The organism is Amycolatopsis sp. NPDC088138 (genome assembly GCF_044741685.1).
Classification (GTDB): Bacteria; Actinomycetota; Actinomycetes; order Mycobacteriales; family Pseudonocardiaceae; genus Amycolatopsis.
Window position 1 is genome coordinate 347,375 of the sequence record NZ_JBIUTB010000003.1, and the last position, 11,233, is coordinate 358,607.

Genomic DNA, 11,233 nt, shown 5'->3' on the forward strand with positions numbered 1-11,233 from the left:
CGCCGCATCGTGCACGACCCCATACTGGCAGTTATTTTCTGGTATTGAACCCTCAACTTTTCCCGGCTACCGGGACCGGCTCCGCCATCAAGACCACTTCGGTGGTCCCTCTGCGGGCATCACGCCGGTCGAGCCAGCTGAGCACCGGCGCGGTCATCACGGTGGTCACCAGGGCGACCAGCACCAGCACGGTGAACAAAGCGGGCGAAACGATCCCCGCCGCGAGCCCGACGTTCAGCGCGATCAGCTGCATCAGCCCGCGGGCGTTGATCAACGCGCCGACCCGCAGGGCGACCGGCTGCGACTCCCCCACCAGCCGGGCCGCGCCCCAGCACGCGCCGAACTTGCCGATGATCGCCACGGCGACGCACAGCAGCGCGAACAGCAGCAGCTTCGGGTCGGCGAGCAGGGCGAACCGGGTGTTCAGGCCGGAATAGGTGAAGAACAGCGGGAGGAACACGATCCGCCCGATCGGCATGATCTTCGCGAGCACGGCGTCCGCGGCGGGCACCCGCGGGAAGACGATGCCGACGCAGAAGGCACCGAACACCGCGTACAGGCCGATGATGTCGGTGAACCAGGCGGCGGCGAACAGCGTCAACGCCGTGATCAGCATCTTCTGGTCCGCGGAGATCCGTTCGCTGCCCATCGCCTTCGCGAGCACCCGGCGTCCGACCAGCACCAGCAGCAGCGCGAACAGCAGCCCGCCGCCGACGGCGATGGCCACCGGCCCGGCCGAATCGGCGTGCATGCCGAGCACGACGGCCAGCAGGACCCACGCCAGGACGTCGTCGAGCGCGCCGCAGGCCAGCGCCAGCGAGCCGAACCGGGTGCCGCCGAGCCCGCGTTCGGTGATGATCCGGGCGAGCATCGGGAACGCCGTGATCGCGAGCGCCACCCCGACGAACGCCGCCGACGTCGTCAGCGACACCCCGGACTTGCCGATGCCGGCCCAGCTCGCGCCGAACACCGCGACGCCGACGCCCAGTGCGAGCGGTACGACCGTGCCGGCCGCCGAAATCGCGCCGACCGACTTGGCCGAGCCGCGGATGCTGCGCAGGCTGAACTCGTAGCCCGCGCCGAACATGTAGATGACCAGGCCGATCTGGCCGCCGACGTAGAGCAGCGGGCGGACGCCGTCCGGGAACAGCCCCGTTTGCACCGCCGGGAGGATCAGCCCGAGCAGCGACGGGCCGAGCAGCACGCCGGCGATCATCTCGCCGACCACGGGCGGCTGGCCCAGCCGCACCGCGATCATGCAGACGACCCGGCAGACCACGAGGATGACCGCGACGGCGAGGAAGAACGCCGGCGCCGCTTCGGTGGGGGTCATGAGTTTCCTCCGGCGAAGTAGGTCGAGCAGAGGGCTTGGCGACGAGCGTCGACGACCATGTACGTGCCGAACACGAGCTGGGCCAGGCTGCGCCAGACGTCTTCCCAGCGGTCGCGCACCGCGAGCCACACCAGCGGCGCGCGCTTGCGGCGGGCCCCGCGGGGCGTCAGCAGGGCGGGCCCGCGGTTGGGGATCGAGCGCGTGTGCCCGGCGGTCGAGGCGAGGCTGAACCGGCGCAGCACCTCCCGCGCCACGACGCGCATGGTCAGCGGGGCCAGCCCGCGTGCCGGGCAGGCGCGGTTCTGCGCGATGCCGAACGGGACGAAGTTGACGTCCTTCTTGGCCTGGACGGCGTGCGAGCACCAGCGTTCCGGGTCGAACTCGTCCGGGTGCTCGAACCCCGCGTGGTGGAAGTCCGGGTAGCTGAAGCAGAGCACGGTGCCGGCCGGGATGGTCAGGTTCGGCAGCTCGATGTCGGCCGTCGAGATCCGGTGCGCGATGCCGAAGAGCGGGTACGTGCGCAGCCCTTCGTCGATGACGCGGTCGAAGTAGGCGTCGTCGTCCGGACTTTCGGCCAGCCGGCGCTGGACGTCCGGGTGCTGCGCGACGATCATCAGCAGGTGGGCCATCGCCTCGGACATCTGCACGACGGCGGTGTTGAAGAACGTGCCCTGCAGGTAGTAGGCCTGCTCCTCCCGCGTCAGGGCCTCCGGCAGCGGGTGCGGGACGTCGTCGAGGCGCCGCCGCAGGTACTTCGTGAGCCGCGCGCGGCGGCGCATGTTCCGCGGCCGCACGCACTTCAGCGCCGAGACGACGTCGTCGGCGTTCGCCACGATGAGGTCACGCGCCTCCGGCGGGCACGGCTCGTCGAAGACCAGCTCGTAGTACAGCTCGGCCCAGATCGGCATCATCTCGTCGCGCAGCCGGACCAAGCCGCCGTCCAGCTGGTCGAGCACGTGCGTCGCGACGCGCCGAGTCAGCTCCTCGGAGTCCTTTTTGGACTTGACCAGGATGTGCCGGGTGCACTTGGCGACCTCGTCGTAGCGCGGCCCCGGTTCGAGGTGCTCCTGGTGCACCTCCGGGCCCGGCGCGAGCCAGTACCAGAACAGGTCCGACAGCGCGGCGCCCTTGCTGCGGCCGTTCGCCGCCGGGTCGGCGTAGACGCGCCGGAAGTCCTCGGCGCCGATCCGCTCGCCCGGGATCGTCACCGTGTCCTCGCCGTTGACCAGCGAGAAGATCTTCACCCGCAGCGCGACGACGCGGCCGGGCAGCCACGCGGGCGCCGTCGCCACCACGGCCGCCGCAAGCGCTTTCCCGATCATCGCCGCACCTGGTCCGGCGTCAGGTCGGCCGGCCGCCGTCCGCCGCACTGGGCGAGCGCCTGGTCGAAGTCCTCCCGCAGCAGTTCGAGCACCTGCGAGACGCCTTCGCGCCCGCCCGCGGCCAGCCCCCACACCACGGGACGGCCGACGCCGACCGCGTCCGCGCCGAGGGCGAGGGCCTTGACGACGTCGGTGCCGCGGCGGATCCCGCCGTCGAGCAGCACCGGCATCGCCCCGCCGACCGCCGCCGCGATCTCGGGGAGCACGTCGATCGTGGCGGGGACGGTGTCGAGCTGGCGGCCGCCGTGGTTGGACACGACGATCCCGGCGACGCCGTGGTGCACCGCGAGGCGCGCGTCCTCGGGGTGCAGGACACCCTTGATCAGCACCGGCAGCTTGGTCTTCGAGCGCAGCCAGGCGATGTGCTCCCAGTTGAGCCCGGCCGACATGACGATGTCGCGGACGTGGCTGGCGTTGCCACCACTGCGGTTCTCACCGATGTTGCGGAGGTTCTCCACGACCAGCCCCGACGGCAGGTCGTGGAAATCGTTGCGGTCGTCGCGCTCGCGACGGCCGAGCACCGGGGAGTCCACGGTGACGACGAAAGCCTTGACGCCGGCGGCCTCGGCCCGGCGCACGACCGCCTCGGTGAACTCCAGGTCCGGCTGCAGGTAGAGCTGGAACCACAGCGCCGGGTCGGGCGCGACCTCGCGGGCCGCGGCGGCGACGTCCTCGATGGCCGTGGTCGAGGCCATGCTGACGATCATGATCGTGCCCGCGCGCGCCGCGGCCCGGGCGGTGGCGAGCTCGCCGTCGGCGTGGGCGAGCCGGTGGAACGCCGTCGGCGCGACCAGGATCGGCATCGACGCCGGCGAGCCGAGCAGCTCGACGCTCAGGTCGCGCTTGTCGCTGCCGCGCAGGACGCGGGGCAGCAGCCGCAGCCGTTTGAACGCGGTTTCGTTCTCCGCCAGGGTGATCTCGTCCTGCGCGCCGCCCGCGAAGTAGTCGTAGTGGACCGGGTCGAGCCGTTGCCGCGCCGCCGCTTCGAACTCCGCGATCGTGCGCATCACAGCTCCTTCGTGAAGAAGGCGGCCAGCGGTCCGATGTGGACTTCCCGGTCCCACTCGTTCTCGAGGTTCTCGGTGACGTGGTGGGTGGCGACCAGCTCGCCGTGGCGGTAGTGCCGGACGATCGGGTGCAGGTAGTGGCCCTCGCCGTGGTCGTTGGCCTGGTCCTGGCTGGCGCGGGCGACGAAGTCGAACGGGTCGACCTTGTCGTGATCGGGGCCGTAATCGAGGGTGACGACGAAGGCGTTCTCCGGCGGGTCGTCCAGCAGCCGCGCCACCGGCACCTCTTCGAGGTAGCTCGCGGTGTCGCCGTCGATGATCAGCACGTCGCCGAGGAAGCCGAACTGCTGGTACAGCGCGGAAGTCCGGTTGATCCGGGTGATCACGGCTTCGGTCAGCGCGTCCGGTTTCGCGGGCAGCCCGGTGTGCGGCCAGAGCTCGTCGTGGTACCGCTCGCCGAGGACCTTGGCCAGCGCGCGGACGCCGTAGCGGAAGCCGTGGATGAACGCGCTGGTGGCCTTCTTGAAGTCGCGGACCTGCGTGATCGTGCCGGCGAAGTAGAGGCCGGGCACGTTGACCGACTCCCAGCTGGACGTCTGCGCGGGGAAGCGGTCGTTGATGGTGAGCTGCGGGCGGCAGTCGTCGTCGAAGACGTCGGCGTCGAACCGGAAGCCGGTGCAGATGATCACCCGGTCGTAGCGGATCTCCTTGACGACCTCGTCGACGCGGGCGAAGGCGTACTTGACGTGGTAACCGTCGGCGTCCTTGCGGATCTCGCGGACGTCGCCGTCGAGGATCGCGTGCTGGAGCTTGAGCTGGTACATGTCGAGGATGCCCGCGTTGTACGCGCGCAGGTGGCCGACGAAGTGCGTGCGCCAGGCCAGTTTCACCGGCCGCGGGCCGCCGACGTGCACGATCGCGGCCGTCTCGATCAGGTTGTCCGCGGTCTCGAAGGCGGAGTTCCCCTTGCCGAGCACCAGGACCCGCTGGTTCTTGAACTCCTGCGGGTCGACGGAGACGTCGGAGTACTGGTCGGCCAGCTCGATGCCGGGGATGTCCGGGGTGTAGGACCTGCTGACGCCGGTCGCCATGATCAGCCGTCGCGCGCGGAACTCGGTGTCACCGGCGGTGACGACGAAGAGAGCGCTTTCCGGCTCGCGGTGCACCCGCGTCACCCGGGTGTCGTAGCGGACGTTGATCTGGTGCTTCGCCGTGTAGTCGGCGAGGTAGCGGAGCAGGTCTTCGGCGTCCGGGAAGAGCTTTTCGCTGTAGTCGGTGAAGAGCACCGGGTCGTCGTCGCCGTCGGCGAGGATCGAGTTCCAGTCCATCCGGAGGTTCAGCTCCGGGTCGGTCCAGCCGGTGTACTTCTTGTTGATCGAGATGAGCTTCCGGTGCCGCGGGTAGGTGCCGAAGAACGTGCCGGGCGCGGATCCCGCCTCCAGCACGAGGTACCGGCGCCCGGCGTGGCCGAGGAACTGCCCCAGCTGCAACCCGGCCGGCCCCGCGCCGACGACCAGATAGTCGAGAACTTCCTCGGACACGAAGACCTCCAGGCTCGGCACCGATCGCATGATCGGCACCGAGCCTTCCCCGGAGATCTCAGAAAACCTTCAGAGACAACTCGGCACGTGCTCACTTGCCCGCGGCGCGCGCCATCCGCTCCGGGTACCGCTCCCCCGCGACCGCCTCGGCGGGAGCCGCCGCTTCGATGGCCTCGATGTCGGCCGCCGTCAGCTCCAGTGAAGCCGCCGCGACGTTCTCCTCCAGGTACTTGCGCCGCTTCGTGCCCGGGATCGGCACGACGTCCTCGCCGTGGGACTGCACCCACGCCAGCGCGAGCTGCCCGGCGGTGACGCCCTTCTCCTCGGCGAGCTTGCGCAGCGCGTCGACGATCGCCATGTTGCGCTCGAAGTTGCCCTCGGCGAACCGCGGCAGGCCGCGGCGCATGTCGCCCTCCGGCAGGTCCTTCATCGTCACCGCGCCGGTCAGGAACCCGCGGCCCAGCGGCGAGAACGGCACGACGCCGATCCCCAGCTCACGGCAGGTGCCGAGGATTTCGCCCTCGATGCCGCGCGTCCACAGGGACCACTCGCTCTGCAGCGCGGTCACCGGGTGCACGGCGTGCGCGGCGCGGATCGTCGCGGCACTCGCCTCCGAGATGCCCGCGTACCGGATCTTGCCCGCTTCGACGAGGGAGGCCAGCGCGCCCCAGGTCTCTTCGATCGGCGTGTCCGGGTCGACGCGGTGCTGGTAGTAGAGGTCGATGTGGTCGACCCCGAGGCGGCGCAGCGAGTCGTCGCAGTTCTGCTTCACGTACTCGGCGTCGCCGCGGGCGCCCACCGCGCCGCCTTCGCCCCACACGATGCCGAACTTCGTCGCGAGGACGACCTCGTCGCGGCGGCCGGCGATCGCGCGGCCGACCAGCTCCTCGTTGGCGCCCTGTCCGTAGACGTTCGCCGTGTCCAGCAGGGTGACGCCGAGGTCGAGCGCCCGGTGGACCGTGGCGATCGACTCGTCTTCGTTGTCGAAGACGCCGTAGGCCTGGCTCATCCCCATGCAGCCCAGCCCCTGGGCACCGACTTCCAGTTCGCCGAGCTTCCTGGTCTTCACGCCGAGATTCCCTCCATGTCGGGTTCCACGCCGAACGCCTTGCGCTCGACCTGGGCGTAGTTGTCGATCTTGTAGTCGAGGACGTCGAGGCAGCCCTGCAGCTCGGCGATCCGCTCGGCGACCGATCGCCGCTGCTCCACCAGGAGCGCCTTGCGGCGGCCCGCGCTGGCGACGCCGTGGCGGCGCAGCGACGCGTACTCGCGCATGCTCTTGATGGGCATCCCGGTCGTGCGGAGCTTGGTCAGGAACCCCAGCCAGCCGAGGTCGTCGTCGGAGTACGCCCGGCGGCCCGCGGTGTCGCGGGCGGGCGGGTCGAGCAGTTTGATGCGCTCGTAGTACCGGAGGGTGTCGATGGACAGCCCGCTACGTCGAGCGGCTTCCGCTATCGAGTAGCTCATGACCTCGACACTACGACCTGGAGTGCACTCCAGGTCAACTCCTGGCTCTGGTCATTGATAACAGCGTTCCGATACGCTGCGTAGATGGCTCGACCACGCACGCACGACGAAGCCCTCCGGCTGAAGCTCCTGGACCGCGCCGGCGAGCTGATCGCCGCCGACGGGCCGAAGGCGCTTTCCCTGCGGAAGCTGGCCGCCGACGCCGGGACGTCGACCACCGCCGTGTACTCCCTGTTCGGCAGCAAACCCGATCTGGTGAACGCGCTCTACACCGAGGGGTTCCGCCGGTTCGGCGCCCGGATGGCCGGGACGCCGCTGACCGGCGACGCGGTCGAGGACCTCGTCACGCTCGGCAGTGCCTACCGCGCGAGCGCGCTGGCCGACCCGAACCTCTACGGGATCATGTTCACCAGGTCCGTCCCCGGGTTCGAGCCCAACGAGGACGCCGAAGAACTCGCCCGCGAGACGCTCAAGCCGCTGGAGCGCATCATCGGCCGCGCGGTGGCGGACGGCGTCTTCCTGGACGTCCCCCCGCCGACGATCGCGGTCGCCTGCTGGGCGTTCGTGCACGGGCTCGTCTCGCTGGAGCTGACCGGCAACCTGCCGGAGGAGTTCGACGTCACGAGCACCTACGAGACGGCCTTGCGCGCGAACGCCTCCGGCTGGCTGGCTCACACCAGCGGCAGCGTCCCGTCGTAGACGACCTTTTCGTGCGCGTCGAACGCCCGGACGTGCACCTTCCCGGTGTAACCCCGCGGTACCCAGGCGAGGGCCATCCCGTCGGTGACCACCGCGTCGGCGCCATCGCCGTTGCCGAACTCGAAGCCGGCCGAGGTCGCCGAGGCGGGCAGCACCACGGCGAGCGGCATCCGGGCCCGGCCCGGCGCCGCCCCCAGTTCGGGGCTGCCGAGGGTGTCCACCGGCAGGACCCGGGCCGGGACCTGCCGGTTGCCGGCCGGATCGGGATACGCGCGGGCGTTGGTCCCCGGCCGCCAGTAGTCCGGCTCCCGGGTGCAGACGATCACCCGGTCGTCCCGGCGGCCCATGACGACCTGGTAGCCGCCTTCCTCCAGCAGCGGTCCCGGCCGGTAGGCCGCGGCGTCCGGAATCACCGCGCCGGCGTCGGTGAGGCAGTCGCCCAGGGCCCGGCCCGCGGCTGAGGTGCGGTCGGCCGGTTCCGGGCGGTCGGTCACCGCGAGCAGGGGTGCCGGTGCGTCCGGCAGGGTGCTCGCCCGCCCGTTCCCGACGGCCACCTCCGACTTCGCCGGCAGCGCCCCGGTGAAGGCCACGAACTGGCGGCTGACCGGCGAGAAGCGGAGCGGCCACGCACTCACGGAGCCACCGCCCGTCTTCACGAAGAAGTCCGCCTTCGGCAAGGCCGGATCGAGGACCCCGGCCGCCAGCCCGGTCGCGCTGCGCAGCAACAGCCCGGTCCGCGTGCCGGGCGCGTACGCGGGCGTGGCTCCCGGGTCCGACAGCGTCACCGTCGTGCCGGTCGTCTCACAGAACATCGGCTTCCCGGCGGCGGTGGCCGCGACCACCGCGTCCCCGTCCCGCTCGTCGGTGAACAGCGGGACCCACTCCGCCCGCGGAGGCACCCGATCGGTCTTGCCCGCCGCTCGGACCGCGGCCCAGCAGCGGTCCAGCGAAACCGTCGCGAGCCCGGCGTCGAGCGTCGGGCCGCCGGCGACCGCGGACGGGGTGTCGGCGAGCGGCCGCAGCTGCCGCGTCACGACCACGGCACCGGCGGCCAGGACGAGCACCGCGGCCGCCGCGGCGTACCAGACGTGGGTCTTCCGGGGTGGCTTCGCGATGCCCTCGCGGAGGTTCACCCGCAGCCGGTCGCGGACGTCGTCCGGCAGCTCACGCCGTGCCGGGAGTCCTTCGATGGTCATTTCGCCTCCAGCAACGCGCGCAGCCGGGCGCGGGCCCGGGACAGGTGGGAGCGGACGGTGACCTCGGCGACGGTCAGCAACGCGGCAGCGTCCCCGATGCTCAGGTCCCCGAGCAGGCAGAGTTCGACGACTTCGCGCTGCGCCCTCGGCAGCGTCCGGACGGCCTCGACGACCTGGCGCAGCCGCTGCTCACCGTCGAGCTGCTCGGCGACGGCGTCGGCGTGGTCGGACACCACCGGCGGGTCCGGGATCCGCCGCAGCAATCGCGACCGCCGTTTGGCGCCGCGGAATTCGTCGCGGGCGGCGTTGCCCGCGACGGTGTAGAGCCACGGCAAGGCGCTGTCGCGCACCAAGGTGACGTCGGCGCGGCGGCGCCAGGCGGTCAGGAACGTCGTGGACGTCAGGTCTTCGGCGCCGGACCACGATCCGGTCAGCCGGTACGCGTGGTTCCAGACGGCCTCGGCGTGCCGCTCGAACAGCGCGCCGAACGCGTCTTCGTCACCTCCGGCCGCCCGGTCCCACAGTTCCCGGTCGCCGGCCTGGCCCACCGGTACCCCCAGATGACTGCTCACACTCGTCAGTGGCCGGCGGCGCCCGGGATGTTGTGCCGGGCTAGACGGCGCCGTACTGGCGGTCGCCCGCGTCGCCGAGGCCCGGGACGATGAAGCCCGAGTCGTTGAGCCGCTCGTCGATGCTGGCCGTGACCACGCGGACCGGCAGGCCGGTCTTCTCCAGGTGGGCCAGGCCCTCGGGCGCGGCCAGCGCGCAGATCGCCGTGACGTCGTCGGCGCCGCGGTCGGTCAGCAGCCGGATCGTGTACTCCATCGAACCGCCGGTGGCGAGCATCGGGTCGAGCACCAGCACCGGCCGGTTCGCGAGCGACTCCGGCAGCGACTCGAGGTACGGCGTCGGCTTGAGGGTTTCCTCGTCGCGCGCCAAGCCGACGAAGCCCATCTGCGCGTCCGGGATCAGCTTGTGGGCCTGGTCGGCCATGCCCAGCCCGGCCCGCAGCACCGGGACGAGCAGCGGCGGGCTGGCCAGCTTGTACCCCTCGGTGCGCGCGACCGGCGTGTGGATCCGCTCGGTCTTCACCGGCACGTCGCGCGTGGCTTCGTAGACCAGCATGACGGTCAGTTCGTGCAGCGCGGCCCGGAACGCGGCGCTGTCCGTGCGCGCGTCGCGCATGGTGGAGAGCCGGGCCTTCGCGAGGGGGTGGTCGACGACGTGCACATCCATGCAGGTCAACTTAGCCGGTCGGCGAACCTTTTCACCCAGCCGCGCTGCCAGGGTGTTTCGACGGCGCGTTCGTTGTAGTGCTCGCGCACCCACGCGACGGCGTCCTCGGCCGGGACTCCCGAAAGGACCGCCAGGCAGGCCAGCACCGTGCCGGTGCGCCCGGCACCGCCGTAGCAGGCGACTTCGACGGTTTCGATCTTGGCGCGCGCGTGCAGGGCCTTGATCTGACGCCGGGCCTCCGCGGGCTTGGCCGGCAGCAGGAAATCGGGCCAGGTGACCCATTCGTGCGGCCAGGTGATGCCGCCGCCGTGCTTGCGCCGCAACCGGCTCGTCCCCAGGTAGAGCCCGAAGTCCGGCGCCGGCCCGTCGGGCGCGGGCCGGGCGAGTCCGCGGCCGCGGACCTTGGTGCCGTCCGGGAACTCGACTGTCGGTGATCCCATCGGCCCAGTGTCCTTCGGAAGATGGACACCGTGGGTGGTTTTCGCCACTAAGCTCCCCCGGGTGAGCGAACTGACGCCCGACCAGATGCGGGCCTCCGACGCCGACCGTGAGCGCGTCGCCCAGGTGCTGCACAACGCCCTCTCGGAAGGGCGAATCACGGTGAACGAACTCGAAGAGCGGCTCACCACCGTCTACGCCGCCAAAACCCTCGGGGACCTCAAGCCGGTGACGGTGGACCTCCCGACGTCCGGCGCGGCGATCGAGCAGGCCACGACGCGCGCGCTGGGTTTCCCGGACCAGCGCATCGGCGGCCACCCGGGCTCCCCGGTCTCGATCGGCGTCATGTCCGGCGCGATCCGCAAGGGCAGCTGGGTCCTGCCCCCGCAGCACAACAGCTTCGCCTTCTGGGGCGGCGCGGAGATCGACCTCCGCCAGGCCCGCTTCGCGGAGAAGCACTGCACGATCACGGCGGTCGCCATCATGGGCGGCATCCAGATCACGGTCCCGGACGACATCAACGTGGACGTCACGGGCATCGGCTTCATGGGCGGCTTCATCCTGGAGGACAAGTCGGGAGCACCACCCGCCCCGCCGACGGCGCCGACGGTGAAGATCAACGGCCTCGGCTTCTGGGGCGGGGTGGTCGTGTACCGGAAACCGGCGCAGCGAAGCGAACCGCCGCGCATCGAAGGCGCCTGACTCGCTGCTTTGCCGCGGTGTTCCGCCGCTTCGTTGCGCCTCGGTGTTCCGCCGCTGTCTTGCGCCGCTGTCTTGCGCCTGCCCGGTCGGCGTGAACCCTTTCGTGCGCGCGAACGGTCCACTCGTGCCCTCCCGCAGGGCGCGAACGGCCCGTTCGCGCCTCACCGGCGTCACGAACGGTCCGCTCGCGCAGCCTCCGCCGCACCAATGGCCCGTTCGCACCGACATCTGC

General features: G+C 71.1%; 12 protein-coding genes. 2 read left to right on the plus strand and 10 right to left on the minus strand.

The genetic code is table 11. The annotated features are described in order from the left end of the window. Positions 1 to 52 precede the first annotated feature (52 nt). The 6 genes from ACIOD2_RS16565 to ACIOD2_RS16590 form a co-directional block, all read right to left on the minus strand. Entirely contained in the window at positions 53 to 1,333 is a 1,281-nt protein-coding gene (locus ACIOD2_RS16565; protein WP_400538664.1) for a cation:proton antiporter, read from the minus strand. Then, complete coding sequence (locus tag ACIOD2_RS16570; RefSeq protein ID WP_400538666.1) at positions 1,330 to 2,655, minus strand: cytochrome P450; 1,326 nt, start codon at positions 2,653 to 2,655, stop codon at positions 1,330 to 1,332. Before ACIOD2_RS16570 ends, ACIOD2_RS16565 begins: the two co-directional genes overlap by 4 nt. Further along, positions 2,652 to 3,722 (minus strand): alpha-hydroxy acid oxidase, encoded by a 1,071-nt coding sequence (locus tag ACIOD2_RS16575; protein WP_400538668.1) that lies wholly within the window; start codon positions 3,720 to 3,722, stop codon positions 2,652 to 2,654. The genes ACIOD2_RS16570 and ACIOD2_RS16575 overlap by 4 nt, the downstream gene beginning before the upstream one ends. Continuing rightward, positions 3,722 to 5,293, minus strand: a complete 1,572-nt coding sequence (locus tag ACIOD2_RS16580) for an NAD(P)-binding domain-containing protein (protein ID WP_400540366.1) — start codon at positions 5,291 to 5,293, stop codon at positions 3,722 to 3,724. The genes ACIOD2_RS16575 and ACIOD2_RS16580 overlap by 1 nt, the downstream gene beginning before the upstream one ends. Positions 5,294 to 5,354: 61 nt before the next feature. Continuing rightward, entirely contained in the window at positions 5,355 to 6,278 is a 924-nt protein-coding gene (locus tag ACIOD2_RS16585) for an aldo/keto reductase (RefSeq protein WP_400540368.1), read from the minus strand. 50 nt (positions 6,279 to 6,328) lie between these two features. Continuing rightward, positions 6,329 to 6,730: a MerR family transcriptional regulator gene (locus ACIOD2_RS16590; RefSeq protein WP_400538670.1), complete on the minus strand. Its 402-nt coding sequence runs from the start codon at positions 6,728 to 6,730 to the stop codon at positions 6,329 to 6,331. 84 nt (positions 6,731 to 6,814) lie between these two features. Here ACIOD2_RS16590 and ACIOD2_RS16595 point away from each other — a divergent pair, with 84 nt between their 5' ends. Next, the gene (locus tag ACIOD2_RS16595; RefSeq protein ID WP_400538672.1) at positions 6,815 to 7,429 is read left to right on the plus strand and encodes a TetR/AcrR family transcriptional regulator; all 615 of its coding nucleotides are present in this window, start codon (positions 6,815 to 6,817) and stop codon (positions 7,427 to 7,429) included. Here the strand turns inward: ACIOD2_RS16595 and ACIOD2_RS16600 are convergent. From ACIOD2_RS16600 to ACIOD2_RS16615, 4 genes are read right to left on the minus strand one after another with little or no spacing between them, the layout of a single operon-like run. Next, positions 7,402 to 8,625: a hypothetical protein gene (locus ACIOD2_RS16600; RefSeq protein WP_400538674.1), complete on the minus strand. Its 1,224-nt coding sequence runs from the start codon at positions 8,623 to 8,625 to the stop codon at positions 7,402 to 7,404. The two genes, ACIOD2_RS16595 and ACIOD2_RS16600, sit on opposite strands and share 28 nt — an antisense overlap. Continuing rightward, complete coding sequence (locus ACIOD2_RS16605) at positions 8,622 to 9,197, minus strand: RNA polymerase sigma factor (RefSeq protein ID WP_400538675.1); 576 nt, start codon at positions 9,195 to 9,197, stop codon at positions 8,622 to 8,624. Before ACIOD2_RS16605 ends, ACIOD2_RS16600 begins: the two co-directional genes overlap by 4 nt. Before the next feature lie 40 nt (positions 9,198 to 9,237). Next, on the minus strand, positions 9,238 to 9,861 hold the full coding sequence (upp, locus tag ACIOD2_RS16610; RefSeq protein WP_323329699.1) for a uracil phosphoribosyltransferase: 624 nt from the start codon (positions 9,859 to 9,861) through the stop codon (positions 9,238 to 9,240). Positions 9,862 to 9,866: 5 nt separating this feature from the next. Beyond that, positions 9,867 to 10,301 carry a protein-tyrosine phosphatase family protein gene (locus tag ACIOD2_RS16615; RefSeq protein WP_400538678.1) on the minus strand — a complete coding sequence of 145 codons (435 nt, stop codon included), beginning with the start codon at positions 10,299 to 10,301 and terminating at the stop codon, positions 9,867 to 9,869. A gap of 85 nt (positions 10,302 to 10,386) precedes the next feature. Between ACIOD2_RS16615 and ACIOD2_RS16620 the strand changes: the two genes are divergently transcribed. Then, positions 10,387 to 11,001, plus strand: coding sequence for a DUF1707 domain-containing protein (locus tag ACIOD2_RS16620; protein WP_400540370.1), 615 nt, complete (start codon positions 10,387 to 10,389; stop codon positions 10,999 to 11,001). Positions 11,002 to 11,233 lie beyond the last annotated feature (232 nt).